General features: G+C 49.9%; 33 protein-coding genes and 1 tRNA gene. 19 read left to right on the forward strand and 15 right to left on the reverse strand.

All coding sequences use genetic code 11. From position 1 onward, the window contains the following. The first annotated feature begins 245 nt into the window (after positions 1-245). Entirely contained in the window at positions 246-767 is a 522-nt protein-coding gene (locus SIB73_RS04515; RefSeq protein ID WP_413402585.1) for a hypothetical protein, read from the forward strand. Positions 768-1,430: 663 nt separating this feature from the next. Here the strand turns inward: SIB73_RS04515 and SIB73_RS04520 are convergent. The 3 genes from SIB73_RS04520 to SIB73_RS04530 form a co-directional block, all read right to left on the reverse strand. Next, the gene (locus SIB73_RS04520) at positions 1,431-1,523 is read right to left on the reverse strand and encodes a DUF3104 domain-containing protein (RefSeq protein WP_413402583.1); all 93 of its coding nucleotides are present in this window, start codon (positions 1,521-1,523) and stop codon (positions 1,431-1,433) included. 417 nt (positions 1,524-1,940) lie between these two features. After that, positions 1,941-2,780: a mechanosensitive ion channel family protein gene (locus tag SIB73_RS04525; RefSeq protein WP_413402581.1), complete on the reverse strand. Its 840-nt coding sequence runs from the start codon at positions 2,778-2,780 to the stop codon at positions 1,941-1,943. 518 nt (positions 2,781-3,298) lie between these two features. Then, positions 3,299-3,460 (reverse strand): hypothetical protein, encoded by a 162-nt coding sequence (locus SIB73_RS04530; protein ID WP_413402579.1) that lies wholly within the window; start codon positions 3,458-3,460, stop codon positions 3,299-3,301. A gap of 213 nt (positions 3,461-3,673) precedes the next feature. Between SIB73_RS04530 and SIB73_RS04535 the strand changes: the two genes are divergently transcribed. The 11 genes from SIB73_RS04535 to SIB73_RS04585 all read left to right on the forward strand — a co-directional run bounded on the left by SIB73_RS04535 (position 3,674) and on the right by SIB73_RS04585 (position 9,364). After that, positions 3,674-3,747 (forward strand) — tRNA-Pro (locus SIB73_RS04535). 337 nt (positions 3,748-4,084) lie between these two features. After that, a complete protein-coding gene (locus SIB73_RS04540; protein WP_413402577.1) occupies positions 4,085-4,336 on the forward strand; it encodes a hypothetical protein in 252 nt (83 codons plus the stop codon). A gap of 9 nt (positions 4,337-4,345) precedes the next feature. Then, entirely contained in the window at positions 4,346-4,660 is a 315-nt protein-coding gene (locus SIB73_RS04545) for a hypothetical protein (protein WP_413402575.1), read from the forward strand. After that, the gene (locus tag SIB73_RS04550) at positions 4,657-4,851 is read left to right on the forward strand and encodes a hypothetical protein (RefSeq protein ID WP_413402573.1); all 195 of its coding nucleotides are present in this window, start codon (positions 4,657-4,659) and stop codon (positions 4,849-4,851) included. The genes SIB73_RS04545 and SIB73_RS04550 overlap by 4 nt, the downstream gene beginning before the upstream one ends. Before the next feature lie 290 nt (positions 4,852-5,141). After that, complete coding sequence (locus SIB73_RS04555; RefSeq protein ID WP_413402570.1) at positions 5,142-5,324, forward strand: hypothetical protein; 183 nt, start codon at positions 5,142-5,144, stop codon at positions 5,322-5,324. A gap of 46 nt (positions 5,325-5,370) precedes the next feature. Beyond that, positions 5,371-5,604: a hypothetical protein gene (locus SIB73_RS04560; protein ID WP_413402568.1), complete on the forward strand. Its 234-nt coding sequence runs from the start codon at positions 5,371-5,373 to the stop codon at positions 5,602-5,604. Further along, the gene (locus tag SIB73_RS04565; protein WP_413402566.1) at positions 5,601-6,206 is read left to right on the forward strand and encodes a hypothetical protein; all 606 of its coding nucleotides are present in this window, start codon (positions 5,601-5,603) and stop codon (positions 6,204-6,206) included. The genes SIB73_RS04560 and SIB73_RS04565 overlap by 4 nt, the downstream gene beginning before the upstream one ends. Then, entirely contained in the window at positions 6,203-7,243 is a 1,041-nt protein-coding gene (locus SIB73_RS04570) for an AAA family ATPase (protein ID WP_413402565.1), read from the forward strand. Before SIB73_RS04565 ends, SIB73_RS04570 begins: the two co-directional genes overlap by 4 nt. A gap of 760 nt (positions 7,244-8,003) precedes the next feature. After that, complete coding sequence (locus tag SIB73_RS04575) at positions 8,004-8,342, forward strand: hypothetical protein (RefSeq protein WP_413402563.1); 339 nt, start codon at positions 8,004-8,006, stop codon at positions 8,340-8,342. A gap of 30 nt (positions 8,343-8,372) precedes the next feature. After that, a complete protein-coding gene (locus tag SIB73_RS04580; RefSeq protein ID WP_413402562.1) occupies positions 8,373-8,921 on the forward strand; it encodes a hypothetical protein in 549 nt (182 codons plus the stop codon). Positions 8,922-9,127: 206 nt separating this feature from the next. Beyond that, positions 9,128-9,364 (forward strand): hypothetical protein, encoded by a 237-nt coding sequence (locus tag SIB73_RS04585; protein ID WP_413402560.1) that lies wholly within the window; start codon positions 9,128-9,130, stop codon positions 9,362-9,364. 139 nt (positions 9,365-9,503) lie between these two features. Here SIB73_RS04585 and SIB73_RS04590 read toward each other — a convergent pair whose 3' ends face one another. After that, the gene (locus SIB73_RS04590; RefSeq protein ID WP_413406423.1) at positions 9,504-9,755 is read right to left on the reverse strand and encodes a hypothetical protein; all 252 of its coding nucleotides are present in this window, start codon (positions 9,753-9,755) and stop codon (positions 9,504-9,506) included. A 34-nt stretch (positions 9,756-9,789) separates the two neighbouring features. Then, positions 9,790-9,987, reverse strand: coding sequence for a hypothetical protein (locus SIB73_RS04595; protein ID WP_413402558.1), 198 nt, complete (start codon positions 9,985-9,987; stop codon positions 9,790-9,792). A gap of 85 nt (positions 9,988-10,072) precedes the next feature. Between SIB73_RS04595 and SIB73_RS04600 the strand changes: the two genes are divergently transcribed. After that, positions 10,073-10,288, forward strand: a complete 216-nt coding sequence (locus SIB73_RS04600) for a hypothetical protein (RefSeq protein ID WP_413402557.1) — start codon at positions 10,073-10,075, stop codon at positions 10,286-10,288. 99 nt (positions 10,289-10,387) lie between these two features. Here SIB73_RS04600 and SIB73_RS04605 read toward each other — a convergent pair whose 3' ends face one another. Further along, positions 10,388-10,969 (reverse strand): ferritin, encoded by a 582-nt coding sequence (locus SIB73_RS04605; RefSeq protein WP_413402555.1) that lies wholly within the window; start codon positions 10,967-10,969, stop codon positions 10,388-10,390. A gap of 71 nt (positions 10,970-11,040) precedes the next feature. Continuing rightward, positions 11,041-11,343 (reverse strand): hypothetical protein, encoded by a 303-nt coding sequence (locus SIB73_RS04610; RefSeq protein WP_413406577.1) that lies wholly within the window; start codon positions 11,341-11,343, stop codon positions 11,041-11,043. Between SIB73_RS04610 and SIB73_RS04615 the strand changes: the two genes are divergently transcribed. Continuing rightward, entirely contained in the window at positions 11,306-11,437 is a 132-nt protein-coding gene (locus SIB73_RS04615) for a hypothetical protein (protein ID WP_413439785.1), read from the forward strand. The genes SIB73_RS04610 and SIB73_RS04615 overlap by 38 nt on opposite strands. A gap of 148 nt (positions 11,438-11,585) precedes the next feature. Then, a complete protein-coding gene (locus tag SIB73_RS04620; RefSeq protein WP_413402554.1) occupies positions 11,586-11,849 on the forward strand; it encodes a DUF1651 domain-containing protein in 264 nt (87 codons plus the stop codon). A gap of 21 nt (positions 11,850-11,870) precedes the next feature. On the opposite strand, the gene SIB73_RS04625 is transcribed toward SIB73_RS04620, so the two are convergent. The 4 genes from SIB73_RS04625 to SIB73_RS04640 all read right to left on the reverse strand — a co-directional run bounded on the left by SIB73_RS04625 (position 11,871) and on the right by SIB73_RS04640 (position 15,423). Beyond that, on the reverse strand, positions 11,871-12,098 hold the full coding sequence (locus SIB73_RS04625; protein WP_413439725.1) for a hypothetical protein: 228 nt from the start codon (positions 12,096-12,098) through the stop codon (positions 11,871-11,873). Between the two features lie 875 nt (positions 12,099-12,973). Then, positions 12,974-13,597, reverse strand: coding sequence for a trimeric intracellular cation channel family protein (locus tag SIB73_RS04630; RefSeq protein WP_413402551.1), 624 nt, complete (start codon positions 13,595-13,597; stop codon positions 12,974-12,976). Positions 13,598-13,677: 80 nt separating this feature from the next. Beyond that, complete coding sequence (locus tag SIB73_RS04635) at positions 13,678-14,841, reverse strand: C45 family autoproteolytic acyltransferase/hydolase (protein WP_413402549.1); 1,164 nt, start codon at positions 14,839-14,841, stop codon at positions 13,678-13,680. A 372-nt stretch (positions 14,842-15,213) separates the two neighbouring features. Beyond that, positions 15,214-15,423 (reverse strand): hypothetical protein, encoded by a 210-nt coding sequence (locus SIB73_RS04640; RefSeq protein ID WP_413402548.1) that lies wholly within the window; start codon positions 15,421-15,423, stop codon positions 15,214-15,216. A gap of 270 nt (positions 15,424-15,693) precedes the next feature. On the opposite strand from SIB73_RS04640, the gene SIB73_RS04645 reads away from it, so the two are divergent. Beyond that, on the forward strand, positions 15,694-15,945 hold the full coding sequence (locus tag SIB73_RS04645) for a hypothetical protein (protein ID WP_413406419.1): 252 nt from the start codon (positions 15,694-15,696) through the stop codon (positions 15,943-15,945). Between the two features lie 18 nt (positions 15,946-15,963). After that, positions 15,964-16,245, forward strand: a complete 282-nt coding sequence (locus SIB73_RS04650; RefSeq protein ID WP_413402546.1) for a DUF1651 domain-containing protein — start codon at positions 15,964-15,966, stop codon at positions 16,243-16,245. On the opposite strand, the gene SIB73_RS04655 is transcribed toward SIB73_RS04650, so the two are convergent. Continuing rightward, entirely contained in the window at positions 16,246-16,725 is a 480-nt protein-coding gene (locus tag SIB73_RS04655) for a hypothetical protein (protein ID WP_413402544.1), read from the reverse strand. It lies immediately after the preceding gene. 325 nt (positions 16,726-17,050) lie between these two features. Here SIB73_RS04655 and SIB73_RS04660 point away from each other — a divergent pair, with 325 nt between their 5' ends. Continuing rightward, on the forward strand, positions 17,051-17,188 hold the full coding sequence (locus SIB73_RS04660) for a hypothetical protein (RefSeq protein ID WP_413402542.1): 138 nt from the start codon (positions 17,051-17,053) through the stop codon (positions 17,186-17,188). Between the two features lie 82 nt (positions 17,189-17,270). Here the strand turns inward: SIB73_RS04660 and SIB73_RS04665 are convergent, their stop codons facing one another. The 3 genes from SIB73_RS04665 to SIB73_RS04675 form a co-directional block, all read right to left on the reverse strand. Then, on the reverse strand, positions 17,271-17,405 hold the full coding sequence (locus SIB73_RS04665) for a hypothetical protein (RefSeq protein ID WP_413402540.1): 135 nt from the start codon (positions 17,403-17,405) through the stop codon (positions 17,271-17,273). A gap of 159 nt (positions 17,406-17,564) precedes the next feature. After that, positions 17,565-17,723, reverse strand: coding sequence for a hypothetical protein (locus tag SIB73_RS04670; protein ID WP_413402538.1), 159 nt, complete (start codon positions 17,721-17,723; stop codon positions 17,565-17,567). Between the two features lie 702 nt (positions 17,724-18,425). Then, positions 18,426-18,770, reverse strand: a complete 345-nt coding sequence (locus SIB73_RS04675) for a hypothetical protein (RefSeq protein WP_413402536.1) — start codon at positions 18,768-18,770, stop codon at positions 18,426-18,428. Between the two features lie 782 nt (positions 18,771-19,552). Between SIB73_RS04675 and SIB73_RS04680 the strand changes: the two genes are divergently transcribed. Then, positions 19,553-20,704, forward strand: coding sequence for an acyltransferase family protein (locus SIB73_RS04680; RefSeq protein ID WP_413439786.1), 1,152 nt, complete (start codon positions 19,553-19,555; stop codon positions 20,702-20,704). Positions 20,705-20,709 lie beyond the last annotated feature (5 nt).

Raw genomic sequence — 20,709 nt, forward strand, 5'->3', positions numbered from 1 at the left:
TACCGGATCACCGCCTTAAATCCCGTCAGTGTTCACCCGCATCACGTAATCCATCAGCGATCAATGGTTGGTATTGTCCCTTTGAAGATGAGATCCAAGCTGCGTGACTCCGAGCTGTGGTCCCTGGTGCCACAATTGAAGCTTTGGAGGTTGATTCAGTGAGTACAGACCAGATGTCCGCATTTGGATGATGACGGACGTAAGACTGTGTGCAAATCCATCATGCTGGATATTGACATTCTCTAATGAACTCAAAACCTAGTGAACTTGATACTGTTCTCACCTCTTTCACCGATGATCAGCCTCTTCAAGCTTCGTCTCTGCTCGATCCACGTCTAAATGAATGCGGCACCGGTCTTCGAGAGACCGAGGACATGACTCCCGTAGAAGAAGAGTCTGCTGAGCTGCGATTCGGTCCTGGAAAACTGCGCTATTTCGTCATGAGGTTGCCGCACAGGTCGCTGTCAGTTCGATCAATGACGCGTCATCTGCATTCCACCCAGTGTCTTGGTTCAGCTGAAGGTCTTCCTTTCTGGATGTTGTTAGCACCACCTGAGACCCAAGGTCCAACGCTTGCTGCCAAAGCAGCCTGGTTGTTAAGGGTGATGCCGGGCGAAGGCCTTAAACTCCACATTGGTACTTGGCACGCTGGTCCCTATTTTCCTGCAAAATCTGCATTGTTTTTCAATCTCGAACTTGCGGATACCTACAAGAGTGACCACGAGACACTGGCGCTAAGCAAACCAGTCCAAATTATTTTGAATTGACATTGTAATCCCGAAAGTCACAGAATACTAATATATATAAGTTGAAATCATGGCTTCGCAGAGGCTTAGCTGTTTTTGCAATTAAGGGAAATCAATGCAAGTAAAACAGAAGTACTCAGAATAGCCGTACCGTACCAAATCCATTGGATTGTCGCTCCTAAGACGGGGCCATTTAGTAGCAGATTAAGGAAACCAAAGGAACCATAAAGGTGCTCTACTCACATCAGATGACCAAACTTTTTTATTGCGTCAAAGCAACAAAATAGCACTAAAGCTTCTTGATGATATTTGGTGCGAGTCAAGAAAGCGGATATCAGCTGCATGACAGTTGAGTGGCTATAGACGATCAGTCATCTCTGACCACTTGTCTCATAGAAAGAAAAACCACTGCAGGAGCAGGTTGCGTCCTGATGTACGTCAGGCCCTAATGTGTGGAGACTTGTGCACATTTCCAAAGTACGAGTCTCTCTTAGCGACCTTCTGGAGACATCAGCAGGATATGAGTCACACCCCTTGATCGGGTGATTTAGTGTATTTTTCTCATTAAGGATGGGGGCACCAGCTCCCCTGTAGGTCGTTGAGACCTCGTGTTGCTGACGATCTCTGACCTAAATCCAGATTATTCGGATGGCATCTGCTCGACATCCGTCGAATTATCTGCCTTCAGTTGTTGGGAACGTTGTCAGGCACCAGATCAGCGTTGCCCCAGCGGATCACACCGGAATCCACATCAGTGATCTGGAAGAGGTTGTGCATGGAGGGATCACGGGCAGCACCGCCGTATCTACCAATCTTTCTAAGTCTTTTCGCCGGACAGATAATCGTGCTTGGCGATCACTGTCATGCCTGGAGCTACGTCCCGGAAGATCGGACGCTCTGACTCGGGTGAGCTGTAAACCCCGTGGTCAATCGACATATCCACAAGACTATGACACCAGTACTAGCCGCTTTCGCTGGGCTTGGTAGCCCGATCCACCGGGACGCCCGAGCACCGGTGAATCGTTTTGGCCTGCAGGGATCCCTAGGCACTGTTTTATGGGCCGGCCCCCGCACTCATGCCACCAAGTATTGATGGTTTCTCAGAATAATTAAATCCACTGCCGATCCTCATGGATTTTGAATTTGAGAATCGTGAGGTCAAGCCCAGATTAATTGACCACACTTTCAAAAAATTCAATTGACAGAACTACCTTGCATTGCAACTGGAATTCGAGGCACGGGGAAGCCAGCTTTTCCTAGAACTTCAACAATCATGCGATTGGTGTCAAAGTAAACCTGCCAATAGTTAGTAACTTCAGTGTAAGGCCGTACCGCCAATCGAGGACCACGTTCACTGAACTCAAGGACTTCGACATCAGCTTCTACACCGTCCATTTGGTTCGGAACAGATTTAATGGCTTCCTTCAATAATTTGATCGCTTGTGCAACGTCTGCACTGTTATCAAGTTGAGCAACAAGCTCTACCATCCTATAAGGATTGGCGGAATAGTTCTTAATTGTGTCGTTAAAGAGTTTTCCGTTGGGGACGTAATGAATAACATTGTCAATTGAAGTGATCGAAGTAACGAACATCCCCACCTCTTTGACTGTTCCTTCAACTCCACCACCATCAATATAATCTCCCGTAGAGACTGGGCGTAACACCTGGAGAAATACGCCTGCTGCAAAATTTCCGAGCATGCCGCTCCAAGCAGCGCCAATCGCAACACCAGCACCAGCAAGGAGTGCGGCGAAACTTGCCGTTTGAATTCCAAAAAATCCAAGGATTGCCACAACGAGAACCACCCTGAGGGTGACACCAAGAATATTTAGGAGATATCTGACGACTGTCGGGTCGAGAGCCCATTTCTTTAAAGCCTGGCGCATGACCCGCAAAGACAGGCCGATCAGCCAGCCTCCGGCGATCCATAAAGCGACAGCTCCCGCCAGTTTAAATAAAAATGAAATAATAATTGCCGAAATTTCTGCACTGTCAAAGAACGACAGGGCAGAAGAAGCCCCTAGCAAGTACATCAAAAGAATGAATATCTACAGCCATTAATATCCAATATTCGCCTGCTTGTCATTTGAATCTGTGTGACCAGAAACAATATGAAACACCTAATAATTTCCTGACTGCTTGAAGAATGAGTAAGATTATACCTACCACCTATCAAACAGATACACCTGGCTTTCTCGCCACGCGCTCACCCATCATTAAGACATAATCAGTTAGCGACTTCGCTCAAAAATGGAGTATTAGTACTTGTCCCTGGCATTGCCTTTGGTCACGTAAATGCCCTTCACCCTGCGAAAATATTCACAGGTCAGGAAAACTCCACGGTTTGGATCGACCTCGTCGGTGTCGAGCTACAGGGCTAGGGCCTTCTCATCGATGCTCATCACTTCCAGGCCCAGAGAAAGAATGCTGAGAAGGTCCTCCATGCCTTCGTCGACTGCCTTCTTTGCCTCCAAGCCAGCGATGTTGATTGCTGTTTCGGTGATCTCACTGGCTATGCAGATCAGCCCTCTGTTGTCTTGTGCAGCAGTGTTCAGAGCACCGACTGAACGGCTGGTGTCGTTTGTATGGTGTGCAGGTCCGCCAATGCATGGCGATACGTCGCAAAACTTCCGTTGATCTGCTCCTGATTGTTTTTCAGCAGTGCAAGTGATTGCTTCTGAAGCTGCTCACCAGGTTTTACAGCCTCTGCCATGGCGGTGGCTTGTATTCCGGCAAAATCCCCAGACGGCTACATCGTCCTTGCGTAGATGGCACTGCTCACAGCGTTCCACTCAGTCATCGCAACCACATCGGGACTGGTGCCGAACCGTTCTGAGAGCTCTGCCAGGACAGCATTGACCTGCTCACCATCAGCCTGCAGCTGGTTTCGCCCAGATGCACGTCAGGCTCTACTATGTGGGGGTAACGGGGCGTGGCGCAGTTTGGTAGCGCGGGTGCTTTGGGAGCACTAGGTCGCAGGTTCGAATCCTGTCGCCCCGACTGGTTTCTCAGAGATTAGCAATCAAGGCTGTGCGAATGCGGTGCGAAAAAAGCCGTTCCTTTGGTTTGCTCGCCATTTCCTTTCGCACGACTTTGGGCTGCAGATGATCACAGCTGTTGACAGGATTTCGCCTACGCATAAGTATTGAATAGCAATTCAAAAGAATTGCACCGAAATCAAGTTCCGACTGGCGCGGTTGCGATTAACCCTCGCAGTTATAAGACGTCCAGCTTCCGACTTGTAACGCACCAACCCTGTTGGTACGGCTCCCGATCGATTGACTCCTGCGGAGTCTCTAACGACAAGACGGCGGTTCTTTGTTTCACCCCTTTTGCAATGGCCCGGAAACCAAGGAACAATCTGTCTGCCTACAAAGTCAACGGCCAGCGCATTCGCCCCAAGAAGAATCGTCAAGGGCATCACGGTCACTTGATCGGGCCTGCTGAAACTCAACGGGTTTCAGCAATGGTGGATCGCTACGAAGCCGAACTTCGTGCTAGTAAACATCGCCCAGGCGAAGGCTGGCATCAGTTTGCTGATCACACCGGATTGCTTGGTGACGTGCTGAGAGCCAAGGGACATATCTAAGTCCCGTCAATGAAAAATGAAAATGAATGGGTGTATGAGCCAGAGGCTGCAGAGCTTCTGGGCCTTAAAAGCGCCACACTTCGACTCATGCGCCGTCAGCGCAGGCTCCTGCCTGGACAGCATTGGATCTTTGCCACGGGCAAACCCAATGGCCCAGTGCATTACGACATCACTGCGATCCGCAAGCATCTTGTTGATCTAACGATCTCGGCAGTGCAAGAAGAGGATCAACGCCTTGCGGCAAAGCGAAAGAGCCGCGCGGATTTGATTGAGACCTACGACGAATCGAATCTTGATCAACTGATCGCGGAGGTGCAGTCATGACAACCAAAGCCGAAAACTATCTTTCTCCTGAAGATCGGAAGAACTACCAACTGGCCCTCATCGACAAGCTGTTGACGCGCAATGAAAGCCTGTCCCTTGAGTTTGCTGAGGAGTGGATTGAGCAACGTCTCAAAGCTGGCGAATCTCTCGGGATCGAAGGACTACGCAACCCAGAAGGGATGAGGGAATAAATCCACCACGAACTTCGTTTCGCTGGTCTTTCCATTTGCTCAGCAGTTCGCAAAGAGGTGCAGTCATGACTGATTACTGGAGGCGGCAGATCTGCTGATTCAGTTACGAACAGAAGTATCAGAAGAGAGAAAAGGCTTGTAATTTGCACGCACTTTTTTCGTTTTAAAGCCGTAAATCGTCGTCAGGTGTCGTCAGGTGTCATGACTAATAATTGGCGACTAATTAGGGAGTTTTGATTCCAATATCCCATCGTTAATCTGCCATTACCAACCTCGCTTATCAGCTCGAAATGGCAGCTCCAGCGTCGACCACGTACATGCCGCCGCGTGTTGGTCTGTCCTGCGTCATTGAACCCGAATTACGGCAGTTCATCGAGGATTACAGAGAAGAGCATGGCCTTCGTTCAGTTGGTGAATCAACCCGTCACCTGCTTGGCCTGGCGCGTTCTGTAGTCCTTTCTGAATCCACATAAAAAAGGCGGGATACCACCCCCGCTTAACAGACAACTTGATTTACTCATGAAATTTACCAAAGGTCGGCAGTCAAACGACAACGCCCAGATACAAGCCATCACGCAGTCAGCTGCAGCACGGTTTGCTCAACCACTCCCTGCACCGCCTGATCACGGCTTTCAAGCCGACGTGCAGAACGATCTCAAGCTCGCTGCACTGCTATGCGGCATCAGGCAAATCGCAGATCAACGCGGCACAACCCTGATCGACCAGCTCGATACTTGGGAGTATGGAGAGTGAAAACTTCAGGGCGCAATTCTCCCTGCCCTGTTTGCTCCAGGGTCAAAGACGCCGATTGCAGATTTAACGATGAAGTCGTCCTCTGCCACACCGGCACTGATCTATGCCCTGGCGACACCATCACCATCAACGGTGCGCAATGGGCATTCATCCACCATCGCGGCGGCTTTAGCGGTTCAGCAGCCGTCTTCAGGCCTCACAGAGAACTAGAGCGTCCATCCACCAAAACACGCACCCCTAACACCGCTCAGGAGCTGCTCTCGCGACAGACCAAGCGCTCTCAGTGGGCGCACATCCTCAATCAATTTCACGACGCCTACGACGAGGCATGGAACATTCCAGACCTCTACTCCTGCACCCCTAACCAGTTCCAATCAGCCTGCGCAGCCGTATCTGACGCACAGGCCAAAGCAGCAGCACTCCGCCCTCACCTAAGGACCATCTGGAGGGACCACGACGACCTTTCACAGCTGCATCGTCTACGCGTCGAAGCTCAGCTGAAATCCATCGCCTACATCGCAGAAGATTTTCGCCAGTTCCAGCAGAACGAATTCGGTCTTCCTTGCCCCGCGGCTGTTCGAGAGCTGGAGGCGAGCCAATGACAACCACTCCAGAACTGGCCAAGGTTTACACCCTGCCCTCTGCAGAAGGTCATGAAGAGCGCGAGGCAAAAGAGAAAGCCCTCGGAGAACTCATCAGTGGTGCCGATGCACTCGAAATTCTCAAGCTTGGCCTTGAAGCACTTGATGACATCAGCTCTCCAACAGAACGGTTCATTGCTCTCCAAAAACTCAGAGATCACACCGGGCTCAACAGCAGCAAAGCATTCGATCAGGCCGTTGCAACGCTCATCGATGAGCAGCGCAATGACAAGGACTGTTCCCTTGCTGAACTCATGCAGCGTCAACACGACTGCAGCTGGGGTATTGGTCAGTTCGGTGCCAAAGGCGCTCTAGTCGGCATTGGTGGCGACAAGGGCCAAGGCAAAACGATCCTGATGTATCAATCCGCGATCGCAGTCGCTTCCGGTGCTCCGCTGTTCAACGAGCTAACCGTTGAAAGCGGGCCAGCGGTCATCGTGCAATGCGATGAATCAGACCTCAACGCCAAGAAGAAATTTCTTGCGATGGGCGCTAACCCTGATTTGCCGATCCACTGGATGTGGGAATTCAATCCCTCGATGATTCCAGAACTCAAGAAAAAGATCAGGCGCACTCAAGCCAAATTCACTGGTATTGACTCCATCACCACCGTTGCTGGTGGCCGTGGAATCAAATCCACTGATCCTGAATTTGCTCTCTTCGTCTACCAGCTGAACAACCTCGCAGCAGAGATGGGCGTCGTCATCTTTCTGCTGATTCACCTCCGCAAACCAGACAGCGCCAAAGGTCGCACTTCAGTCGGTTTTGATGACTTCCTTGGCACCGGAATGCTCACAGCAGCCTGCTCTGATGTCTTCGGCTACTGGGCCAACAAAGAGGAAGACGCATTCCCTGATCAGTTCATTCTCCGATGCCTTGGCAAACGCAACTGCGAGGCAGGAATCACTTGGGATCTTCAAGGCTGCAGAGATGACTACTCCCTCACCTTTATGGGTGTTCAAGGCGGTGGCCCTCCCCCTCAGAGAAGCGTTCAGTAATCGCTAAAGCCCTTGACTACCTACGCCAACGCAAAGGCCAGCCACAGGCCACTGAAACCATTGCTGCAGGGATTGGGGCTCACAAGAAGACCGTTGCAAATGAACTGCGGGATTACTTCACCAACGGGAACGCTCTAGGCATCCAAAGCCTGCAAGGTGAATCGACTGGCGGACGGTGCCCCATTAAGTGGATGTTCTGAGGCTTTAGGAATCCCTCGCGTGGGGCGTTCCAAATGTCGAAAGTCCTCCATTTCTGCGCCGCTTCCCAGTCCACGACTGGATTTTCTTTTGGAACATTCGGAGTGCTCACCAGACTCCAAAAGTACTGTCGGAATGCCTAAAGCACTTTCGGAATGACAAAAGGGCTCAATGCTCCAAAAGTCAAATTCTCTCTGATCAACCTCTATCACTACTCTCTCTGCCTCTCTCTACACCTAAAACACACCACTTTCGAAACCTTTCCAATACGCACGCGAGATTTTCATGCATTCATACGCACGAGGAACGGGGATTTTCCCGCTTCTATTTATGACGCCTTATAATTTTTAAAATTCTGGAAGTTAGTAACATCGTGACTGCATCGATTTCGCAGAGAAAAGAAGCAAAAATTAAGCGCAATCGTGCCTGGGAGTTACATCTAAACGGTGCCCCGCAATTTGCAATCGCAGATGAGCTAGACATCACGCAGGCCAGGGCGAGCCAATTCATCAAGCAATCTGCAAAGGCTCACCCGATCAATCAGCTGACGCTTGAAGAGCGGATGGCTATGTCCGAGGAGCGATGGAATCTGTCTGAGCGGGAATTACGCGAGCAGATTGCGGTGCAACGCCAACACGGCCGCACCGTCACCGAAACAGTCACCGATCCGATGGGCCGCACCACGGTGAAGACCACGCACGAGCCTGGTGTTGATCCAGCTCTGCTCCGCGCACTCTCAACGCATCACGATCGCCGTGCTCGTCAGCTGAACAATCAGCTCAGCCCCGATGCAGGCGTCCAGGCCGTGCAGGTCAACGTCGTGAAGGATTTCATCCAGCAGGGCGATGCTCAGGGCAAGCTCTCTGCAGAACAGTGGAATCAGCAGGCAATCGACGTTTGATTGCTTAGCAAGCAACGGGTCCACCAGTTAATGACTGAGTTTCTGCCCCGCTGTGTGCAAAAGCGTGTGCATACCGACCACCAGTGGCCCGTCAATGAGAAGCTTTCGCTCGTGTGGGGGATGCGCCTTCACCACCCTTTCGGCGACTGTGCCAACAGGAGCAATCAGTCAATGGAAGGTTTCGGGCGTGTTGTTATCGGTTCTGCTGTTGGCGGTCTTCTGGGCGCGGCGGCGTTTTTCACAACTGAAGCGGTTTTGCCGAAACAATCCGAAGCGGCACCTGCTCACACCGCTGCCAAAACCCTCAAGCATGAGCGGAAGCTCAGTAATAGCAAGACCATCTTGGAGGCGAACCGCCACCTGATCGCCAATGGCTGGCGTCCTGCGCCGCAAAAAACGCCAACGTCGGAGGAGCGGCGCTTGGCCTCTGTATCGCTCGAAAGCCTTTCGACCTGTTCCGCCACGGGTGCTGGCTTCTGCCGCTTTGATTACCGCCGAGATATACAGCGGCTGTCGGTGGTGACGGTGCCCAGTGAGCCGGGCCGTCCGTCCATTGGTCGCGTTATCCGTTGGTGGTGATCAGCGATGCCGAGATGAACACCACCTCGGTGGGCAACTCTTCCACACGCCTGACTTTTGCATCGTTTCCCAGGCTTCGATGGCGTTGTGGCGGCGGTTGACTGCTGTGGTGGCGATTACCGGTTCAAAGCTTCAAGACAACAGGGATAGAGCACAATCGCACTCGACGCTCGACGGCAAGAGAAAAGACCGTCAGGGTGTAGGCCATGAACAAACCAATCCACTCCAGCACCAAACCAGGAGCTTTGGACGAAGAGCGGCGATCTCTTGGCCGAGTGAGCAAGGCAGGTCTGACAGTCGCCATTGGAGCCGCGCTGATGCTCGGCATCTGGTTCACTAACGCCTCCTGGCGCTACAGGAAACTGATCTGGCAAGTGCAAGCCGCCCTGGTTGGCGGAGCTGTGGGGTTTGTGGCCGGCCGTGTCACAGCCGGTAAAGACTGAATCACGGGTTGGTATTGGCATTGGTGAAGCTGCAGACCTTGCCTTCCTGGTCATTCATCAACCAGCCGAAACCATTCTGCGGTGGATGGCGGTCAACAAGTGGTCGGTCCTTGTTTGGCATCCCGACAGGATGGCCTGCTTAGAAAATGCCAAGAGTCTTTTTCTTGCAGTAACCAGCGCCGATATTCATCCATCCTGACTTGCAAGCTTTGCCATATGTGGGTGCCACCTCGTAATAGATAGGCGAAACACAAGTGGTACCGAGTGTGTTGACGTAACCAAGAGGGCATTGCTCATGACCAGGAGCTTTGGGAATTTCCCTCTGAGCTATTGCTGCTGGTGTTACTGATGCAATGGCTAAAGGCAGCAGGGTAAAAAGTGCCTTCTTCATGGACGGGTGATTTCTTGTTTTCGCTTTAGCCAGCTCAATCAGTTGGGGCAAGGCGATCGATCAGTGCCTGATGCACCGCTTCACGAACGAACCGCGTGCCGTCTTTGCCCATGGCCCGCACCGCTGCATCGTCGGATTCATAGAGCCGCACACCAATGGGCTTCTTGCTCAGTGGTTCTTGCCCCTCCGGCACCTTGTACTGATGCTTTTGCAGGTGCTTAACCGAGCCCATCTCTGACGCGTTCACATGTCAGGCACGGTAACGCTTGCGGTCATGGTGACCAGCGGTAACTTGTGAGCCTCTGAGCGGCTTCTCAATGACTGCAGCGCCTGTTGATCTAGTGAGCGACATGCAGGCGATTGAGGATCATTGGCACGAGGGTCAGTGGCTGCGGCTGACGGGTCAGTTCACTGAAGAGGAGTGGAGCAAGCATGAAGCGATCACGATGAGCGCTTTGATCGTGCTGGGTATCGATGGGATGAAGCAGCTGGGTAGGCGATGCCTGCTTGATGGTGCGGTGGAGCTGGTTTAACCCCACCTGCTCACCAACCATCTCAATAAAAAACCCCGCACTTGGCGGGGCTGTTGGATGGAGTTGGAAGGTTGAGCTTTGAGCTGAATGAACAGAGGGTCAGCCTTCAAGCTTGGCGGGCTCGGCCTCGCCTTCCCTCAGTTCGGCGTCGATGATCATCACGGCAGCGGGATTTTCTGCGGCGAACTTGACGCGACCCAGCAGGTAGGCGGCTTCGTGTTCGGAAATGCGCTGGCCGTCAACGATGGGATCAAGGAAGACGGTGGTGCGGCGATCAATGTCTTTTTCCGCAGTGTTGTAGAGCTGCAGCACCGAGGCGGTCACATCAGCTTCCATGCGGAAGACGTTGGCAATCACCTGCTCCACGCCAGTCCACTGCTGACGCGGTGGCTCGATGGTGTCGAGGACAGGGCGCTGGCCTCTGCTGATCAGATAGTCGGCGAACTTGGCGGCATGCTCCTGTTCCTGTTTGGCCTCATCACGGAGATGCTCGGCAAAGCCGGTCAGCTCGCGTTCAGCGAACCAGATGGCAGCAGCGAAATAGTCAGCAGCTGACTGACGCTCAAGGTTGAGATGGGCTTCCATCAGGTCGAGCAGTTCAGCGGACATGGGCTCGGCCATGGCGCGGCCTGCGGGACCAGTGGGGACGGTGATGGGGGCTTGGATTTGTGAAGCTGTCATGTCTCTTCCTCTGGGAGGGATGAATCAGTTCTACATCACAAAAGAGCGGAAGATAGGCGTAAAACCGAACATTAGTGGATCAAAATATGCTTTTGAGAATCACATTCAAGAATGCCAAATATGTTTTTGAGAATCACAATCAAGAGTGCAAGTCTGCCGCTGAGAATCAGTTTCGATAAGTCAACGCTAAGTGTTCGGTAAGCCGCCAAAGAAACGATGCCCTGAATGCAATAGACCTGACGAGTTGTTACCAAGAGTTGTGTGATGACTGCAGTTTTACTTTTGTGCGACTGCTCGCTTTGCAAGCGCAGCGTTGAAGAATCGAGGTCAATTAGGATTGGTGGGCAGCATTTCTGCTCTGAGTCCTGTGCCAAGGGGCATCCCAACATGGAGCCATGTGATGGCGAGCGGGATGGCTGTAACTGCGGAATTGCAGAGTTGGAGCTGCTTTTGGCGGCTACTGATTAGTTCAGTAACCGCTGGATCAGATCGGAACCACTGTCAATCAGATCGCAGCAATGAAAACAAGCGATCTCGTTCTCATGCGGGAAGTGGTGCTGAGCCTCTGAAGCCCCGCTAGCAGCAGCTGGTGTTGAGGTTTCGCCATCGTGGCGTCATGCCAAACAAGGACCGCCCACTTGTTGACCGCCACGCACCGAAGAACGGTGTCGGCTGGTTGATGAACACTCAGGAACAGAAGGTCTGCCGCTTCCAGAACGACATGCCAACGCAGCACGCTCAGTGGGTCGTTGTTGAAACCAGACCATTACGCGGCAGTGGTCAGCCGGTGATCAGACGCATGCTCAGGCATAACGCCATCGAGGCATGGGAGACCATGCTGAAGTCAGGTGGCTGGAAGCGGTGCCCACCTAAGTGGTGACCCCGTTTGATCCGGTTTGGATCAAGGCTTGTAGAACTCGCAAAAATCATCGAGTGATTCGGCAGCATTCAGGTGGTGCTGTTTTTTAAGGGGATCCCCTTCGATTGGTGAGGGGTAGTTTTTTTCAATTCCAAGTGCTTTCCATGCCTGCTTCGCTTGCTCGATGAAAGCCTCGTTTTCGTATCTAGCAACGGACCATTGAGCGCAAATCTCCCCCTTTCGAGCCGCCTCTGACTGGCAGCTCGCCATCAGCAGGGAGCCAACAGCAACGGCGGCGATGGGTGCAAAGCGTTTCATTCGTCCATCATCGCTCTACGGGATGGTGCAGTTTGCATTGGTCGCTGCTTACATCATCGCCCGCGATGCAGTCTCTGTATTTCTGTTAGTCGTAGGACACAGCAGCAATTGCAGCGGCTGAGACCAGTGCCAACAGAGTGGCGACAGCGATGCCACCAGCCCAAGAGCTTGTGTTTTTAGTTGGTTTGTCCATCGAGAATTTCCAACTAAAACCAACCTCTCCTGAATCCTTCCGCTCCACATCCCCAATCGGGTGAACACAGCGTATCCACGTCCCTATGAATCTGTTTCATGGGAGGGACGCCAACAATCGATAAGAGGCAACGCTAATAGACATTCAACTAAACGATTTTGGTGGTCATTCATAGAAAACACGCATGTTTCTCTCACCAAGCACAACTCAGCCTTCAATAAGGTCACTCAATCGTTTGATTTCCTTATGTTTAAGCGACTGTTAGTCACCCTGTTTGGCCTGGCAATAACTTCGCCCACCAAAGCCAACCAGCTCGTTTAAGAGACGGATGGCACCGATTGCGTTTGATTCACATCCAGCGGCGGCTGCATCAGTTGCCATCTGCTCAACCATCAAGACTTAGCTGGCAAGCTTGTCAACGAAATCGATGTCGCTTAGGTCAGTCTGAACGACGTCCCTCGATTTGTGAAGATATCCGGATGCCTGAAGAAAGCCCCCATGCATCGGTCAAAAGATACATGGACTGATTTTGAGATAAACCCTTAAGCAATCAGCGTTACCAGCTTGGATGACCTATTAAAAGATCAAAATTGATGAATAGCTTGCACTGAAAATGCAAATCAATAGCTCTACCTTAAGTTGAAATAAGCCACTTTGGAACTGTAAGCCTTTCTTCGATTGCTATGCATCTAATTGCAAAAATCAATACCATGCAAAAAAGGCCGCTATACAAGCTATATCCGGGGGCGTAATTAAGAATGAAAGCATAGGCAACACAGCCTATCAAAATTGGTATGGCATATAATTCTTTTGATAGCAATAAATTAGATCTGCCTGCCATGACGTCTCTCATTATTCCTCCGCCAATAGCAGTTATAACGCCCAAAATGATTGGCCCCAAGGGAGTTCCATAATCTAAATTCCATACCTTTTCAAAGGCTTGAATAGCAAATACGGAAATGCCTACGGCATCCATATATAAAAGCAACTTATTGACTCTTTTTCGAATAAATATTTTTTTCCAGAAAAAGGCTATTACGGCGCACAGTATTGGGACCCAAATATAGAATTGACTTGTTGCCCAAAAGACAGGCTGGTTGATAATTACATCGCGAATCGTACCTCCGCCAACAGCTGTGACCAATGCAAAAACACACGCACTCAGCAAGTCAATCCTTTTTTCAGTACCAGCGAGAACAGCTGTAATCGCAAATGCAATAGTTCCTAGAAATTCTAATAAAATCGATGTTTGCTGCATAATTTGTTTATGTGAACGGGGCGTTGGATGATGGCTTCAATGCAGTGTTTAATTTGGGATGGGTGGGTTATTAGTTGAAGCTATGCTTTCCACAACTCACCTATATCGACTGCAGTCCAATCTATAAAATAGCTTGGTACTGGTATTTTCATCCATACCTTACGCTTTGCAATGTCGAAGACAGCCTGATAGTTTGTCAGGTCAACATCTTGCACTGTTGGCTTTGTTGGACCGCCGTTTTCATTAAAAGTGCCATCTTTATTAAAGAGAGTTAAATCAAAAATATTCCTCAATACTTGGTCATTAATCTTGCCTTTGTTTTTGTCAAGATGATATTTAATGTTTTTGTATCGCTTAAGAGAGTTGCTTAGTGTCTCTCTCACGCCTATTCCCCAATCAGGACTTAAAAAGGTATTCACTACGGCAATTGAGTCTCCATTTTCTGTTCGATATCGATTTCCTCCTAAAGATGACCGCTCAACAGAGGCTGCTCTTTTTTCGTCAGCAACAGTCATAATATGCGATACGCTTGCAACTGTTCCATTGACTTTTGCCAACAAGGTATCCAAAGAATCTGATTCGGAAATTAAATCTACAGTTACACCTAGTGTTGAAGGTCTGTTAATTGCGATTATCTGACCTCCCATGCTCGTACCATCGTGAAGATCAAAATAGACTCCATTTTCATTAATCGAAGTCCAGGCCGCAATCATTCCTGGCCAAGCAACTGATGCAGATTTAAAGTCACCTCCTTCTGGTTTTTTAACTAAAAGGGTAATCGGCAAAGGCAAAAAACTTTCAGCCCAATCCATATTCCGAGAAGTATACATATTCCCGTCTACAGAATCATTTCCCCAAGCCAAGCCTGAGGAGCATCCTGAAAAAGAGTGTAATTTTGACTCATACATTCCATACTCCATATATTGATCTAACAGGCAAATATTCTCTATTGAGATTCCTGACCCTTTCGCCATGCCATGGTAAAAATTTTTATTTCGATTTGACGCATATGAATACCCCCTATTGAACCAAGCCTTGAGATCTTCGTCTGTGATGCTTCCCTTCTTCCGACCTGGTTCTATTAATGTATCCCATGATTTTTTTATATAATCTTTCATCAGCTCACCGTATTGATAACCCATCTCTTGATCGCTGCCTGATACCTGGACGACCAAAAATCCGTTGATGTTGTATAGCTTTCCTTCTGATGAAGTGGCTATAATCTTTAGTTTTTCGTTTTCCATGGGTTCTTTAACGCCGCTAAATTAAATTAGCAATTCTGCAAAAATTCGTCAAGTTTATTATGTTTTAGGGATTAATCTCTGCAAGTTATATTTGCGAACTAGTGGCTCTTCCCTGCCCTGAAGCCAACTAGCTCGATTAGCAGCCGAATTGTCCCAATCGCATTGTTCTCCCTGCCTGCGTTGGTTGTCACGCTGGATGATCAATGCCCTCTGCTTTTTCCAATCGGCAGAAACGATTTTCTGCTTGGCTTTTGGTGGCAGCTTCTGATAAGTGGGTTTCGTTGCGTCTAGCAAGCTTTGCCGAAAGTCCGAAATGTCCTGCCGCAGATCACACTTGCAGGCACAGTTTTCGCCAAAAGTGACCACGCGTGGTCACCTAGTCACGGACGCGCTGCAACTCTCTGCAGGACTCTGCATTTCTGTTCGCTTTTCGGCTGAGTGAATGACATCAACCATCTGCAAATGCTTGCTGGTCTGCGCCAGATGGGCCAGCGCCAGCCTGAATGCCAACGCGACCGATTCCGGATCCTTCGTTTGCATCAACTCAAGCCATGGCCCCTCCATTTGCTCCAGATCCGCCAAGGTTTTAAGAGCAATGAGCTCAACGCAGTGAATCTGGTCTGAAGGCATGGGCAGCATCCGCGCAAATCAGGTCCCAGTCTGCTGAGGACTGTCAAATCAGCTGCCGTGTCTCGGAGCATTTCGCCATGGGGTCGGGATGCCAAGCGTTGTCATCGGCGCAAAGCAAAGCTGGTAGTCAGTTCAGTCAAGATGCTGTGCGGAAAGCGCTGATTGACCGCCTTGCCCCAACTGATTGAGCTGGCTAAAGCGAAAACAAGAAATCGCCCGTCCATGAAGAAGGCACTTTTTACCTTGCTGCCTCTAGCCATTGCATCAGTACCACCAGCAGCAACAGCTCAGAAGGAAATTCCCAAAGCTCCTGGTCATGAGCAATGTCCCCTTGGTTACGTCAACACACTCGGTACCACTTGTGTTTCGCCTATCTATTACGAGGTGGCACCCACATATGGCAAAGCTTGCAAGTCGGGATGGATGAATATCGGCGCTGGTTACTGCAAGAAAAAGACTCTTGGAATTTTCTAAGCAGGCCATCCTGTCGGGATGCCAAACAAGGACCGACCACTTGTTGACCGCCATCCACCGCAGAATGGTTTCGGCTGGTTGATGAACGACCAGGAAGGCAAGGTCTGCCGCTTCAAAAACGACATGCCGACGCAGCACGCTCAGTGGGTTGTCGTCGAGACCAGACCGCTGCGGGGTGGTGGTGAGCGAGTCATCAGAAGGATGCTCAGGCACAACGCAATTGAGGCATGGGAAACGATGCAGAAATCAGGGGGCTGGAAGCGTTGCCCACCGAGGTGGTGTTCATCTCGACATCGCTGATCACCACCAACGGATAACGCGACCAACGGACGGACGGCCCGGCTCACTGGGCACCGTCACCACCGACAGCCGCTGCAGATCTCGCCGGTAATCAAAGCGGCAGAAGCCAGCACCCGTGGCGGAACAGGTCGATAGGCTTTCGAGCGGTACAGAGGCCAAGCGCCGCTCCTCCGGCGTTGGCGTTTTTTGCGGCGCAGGACGCCAGCCATTGGCGATCAGGTGGCGGTTCGCCTCCAAGATGGTTTGGCTATCACTGAGCTTCCGCTCATGCTTGAGGGTTTTGGCAGCGGTGTGGGCAGGTGCCGCTTCGGCTAGTTTCGGCAAAACCGCTTCAGTTGTGAAAAACGCCGCCGCACCCAGAAGACCGCCAACAGCAGAACCGATAACAACACGCCCGAAACCTTCCATTGACTGATTGCTCCTGTTGGCACAGTCGCCGAAAGGCTGGTGAAGGCGCATCCCCCACACGAGCGAATTCACTGTCCAGCTAGACCCGGAGAGCACATTCAACAAAAGCCGTTACGCATATTCGCCTTACATTCCGCAATGAACCGCTTAACATTTGTTCATCAGCAGAAAGCTCATGTTCGGCACCTCTGATCTCCTAGTTCTGATCCTCAGTTTCGGAGCTGCTTGCTTCACGCTCAGCCTCCTCAAAGCAGCTCGCTCCGCTCAGTAATTGGATGACTGTCCAAGTTGATGGACAGCTCGGATTAAAACTCTGAGAGAGTATTTTGCTCTGTAGCGGAAAAAGACCATCGACAGCTTTGTAATTCTGTCCATCAGCGGTGTTTTCCTGATGCTGATGGCGATCAGTTCGAAGCTCTACAGCCGCCAGCTGAAGGCTGAAACTTACCGCACGGCGGTATCACTGCGCTCACGTTCTGCAGGTGTGGCCACCCGGAGTGCGGCTCCCCGGTTCCAACAGGGCCACCATCAATAATTTGACTGAACCGGGTGGCAGGCATGACGACTTACCCGGCGGTCTTCCAATGCCGGATTCGTCGTCACGTGATCGCTAGTTCTCAGGGAGCGATCACATCCTGATGTTGATCATTGCGGCAGCGTCGTTTGGTGTTGTCGTTGACCTGATTGCCCTCTTGGTGTTGCTTGCGGACATCCACTCGACTTTTGATCCTGTTCACACACGTGGCTGACATGACGATCTGCCCGGCGGTGGTGGCGGTGTCACCGGGCTCGTCGTCACGCAGCTTCCCCTCACAAAGAGCCGCGCCGTGATGTTGGTTGTCTCACCAGTCCTGTTGTGGTCTCGATTGCTCTGACTTGATCGACATTTGACCCCGACCGATCGGGGAAAATCACTTCTGCTCGTAAAGCTCTATCCAGTCGACAGCATCAGCGCCGCCATCAATGAGCTGCCTGCTTTGTTGCCGTGCCGCCTTGTTTTCAGCCTGGGTGTGCAGTGATTCGTTGGCGGCTTCATCACTGCAGATGCAGCCAAAGACGAAATCAAGCAAGTTCCCATTGAGTCGCTGATACCTATCGAGGCTCCCCAAGCTCCGTAACGCCAATTACGACGACAACCGAAGGGGCCGCCGCTGGCCCTTTTCGGGTTTGCGTTTCTCCTGCTCAGCGAGCAGTCTCCGCATCACATCAACTTCCCAGCCCTAGCCGCTGCGGGTTGGCTTTTCAGATTGATCAGTCATCGGCTGGCACCCTTGGACTGCTTGCTGATCTTGGTGAACTCGGCCTCGGCGCGCCGTTGATTATCTAAAGAGTTGATCATTAGTTACTTGTGGGAGCGCGGTCGCTTTTAGATCAGTTCTTTCTTTCTTCCCCAAATTAGGGTCGCGTGAACATTGCGTTCCTACTTATACCTAGGCACTTGATTACATTATTGTTGTCAGAGTGTGCAAGGACAAAGCCAATATTACTTTCTCCAGGTTTGCTGTGGTCTCCGGCATAATCCACCTCCCACCTTCCACCTAACTTGTCAGTGACCATGAATGAATAAGTTCCATGCCCAGGCTTATCCCAGATGTATGACATTCGTGGGCTGTCATCCCATATCAGAGTGAAATCACCGTCACTTTGATTGGTGTAATGGACCTCGGTCCACTTGCCCCCGTTGTATTGGCAGCGAATGCGCCGATTGATGACCTCAGCCTTTACGGCCATGGCTCCGAGGGTTAGGGCTGCAGAGATAAGTGTGGTGCGGATCATTGCCTCGTTCCGAGGCATTTGATGGTGTTCCCGTTATCACGATTATCAAGGGTGAAACCGCCGGGGCCATGATTGGTGTAATCCCACCTTCCGCCAAGCGTATCTTTGACATTAAAGTGTCCATCTTGTGCATCTGGATTTTGCCATCTGTACGTCATGCGGGGACCGTCGTCCCATTCGAGAGTGAATGTATTGTTTCTACCCAGGTTGTCGATGTAATGGACCTGGGTCCACTTACCACCATTGTATTGACAAGGTATTAATAGTCTCTCTCCAGCTACTACTGGTGAAATCACACCGCAAAGTGCAAGTGCTGCTGCGGTGAATGTGGTGCGGATCATTGTTGTTGTTGTTTGAGTGTCCTTTGCTCCTCTCTAGCCAGCAGCTTGGCTTTCAGCTTTGGGACGTCACCGGTAACCACAAGCACTGACAACTCATGTCATTCGCCTGGGCCGCGGATCTGCAAGTTGGCCCTGAGATCCCAGAAAACGCCGTGTGGAAGCTCACGCCAACGGAAAGGTTTAAGGTTCACCGAAAATAGTTAGCCAATACCTTGATCGTCATGGCCAATGAGGCTTTAATTCCAATTTCTGAGAGTCTCTTTGCGCAAGTCGCGCAACAAGACTGTCTTCAGAATGCCAAACAGTCAGGTGGCTATTAATGGACTCTCAACCTTCATCTTGTGACAATTAGATCACTCCAGCTATCTTCAGAAATGCATATATCGACACAGTCTAACCAAGTAAAAAGTTTATCCTATATCCAACTCTTTAACCGCGGCAAATATTTTTTGGATTTCACCCTTAATGTTTATGTCTTGAAAGCGTCATCTCCCACATTTGCTGAATAAAGTATTTGCTTGTACAATTCAAGTGCGAATTACACAACATCCTGAAGTGTTTGTGAGATCATTAATTCAAGACAAACTGGTCTAGACTCTTTCACCGAGTGCGTCTTAGAATACTTTCATAACATCTACCATAGATCTGCATTGCTTTTTGAAGTTATGAGATTTGTCTTTTGAATTTCATGCTTTCATTAAGTTTTTTATTTTTGTAAATAGCCCATCTACTTCAACGTGAATTCTCAATATCATATTCGCATCAAACCAGAGATTCAATTAATGCGAACTCAGTTCCTTGATCAATTACGCACTATCCTCATGTTGCTAGTGATTTTGCATCACTCAATGATTACTTATGCAAAAAACACCTGTTGTTGGTTCATCCAACAGAACTCAATTGGCCCCCCGATTTCAGATCTATTAGGCCTAGTAGTTAGCTTTAATCAGTCATTCTTTATGGGAATGTTCTTTCTTATTTCGGGTTATTTTGTACCAATTTCTGTCGAAAAGAAAGGCTCTTTGAAGTTCATAAAAGACAGACTGCGGCGGCTCGGCATACCCTTACTGGTCACATGGTTTATTCTTTCACCCCTCATCATAGCAATCTCTGAGTCTTCGAGGGGGGAGAGGATAGGTGATACATTTGCTAAATTTTTTAGCTTGGATGGTTTTTATCTGATTTCTGGACCAATGTGGTTCGTAATCACTCTTATGGTTTTTAATATTGCTTATTTAATTTGGAAAAAATGCAATAATTATCATTTTATTAGAAATTCTCAACGACAACTACCTGGGACGAGTCATTTGGCTGCTGTTGCCATAGGTGCCGCTATAAGTAGTCTGATTGTTGCTTATTTTGCACCACTTGGTGTGCCGATCTCAGGATCTAAATTCTTGCTTCGAATTGGCCTAGACTATTGGATTGGTAATCTTAGCTTTCTACCTGCCTATATTATTCTTTTTACTATAGGATGTGTTTCTGCCGAAGGATGTTGGTTAGAGAGAGTCCCGGCTGATAAGGCAAAAACCTGGGGACTGATTGGACTTGTTGCAGCAACGATCTTGGTGGTTTGCTATGCCTCTCAGATGGTGGACAAAACAGGAGATAGCTCTACGTTTTTAGAACTTTATGGTAAAACAATATACCTTATTATTTCTCCATTTATTGCTTGGGGGGTGATTTCCTGGCTTCTTTGGTGGTTTAGAACTCATGTCATTCCATTCGGCAAGCAGATTGCAGATTCTGGCAATGATTCTTACGGAGCATATATTCTTCATCCAATTATTCTTGTGAGTCTGACTTACTTATTTACTTTGACTAAGCTCCCTGCAGTAATTAGTTTAACACTTCTCATTATCGCCGGAAGTATCCTGTCTTTCATGTTGGCTCATTTTCTACGGGCCCTTCCAATCAGTCGTGGAATTCTCTAGATATT

The sequence above is a fragment of the Synechococcus sp. MIT S9509 genome (genome assembly GCF_047303035.1).
In the GTDB taxonomy this organism is placed as follows: Bacteria; Cyanobacteriota; Cyanobacteriia; order PCC-6307; family Cyanobiaceae; genus Synechococcus_C.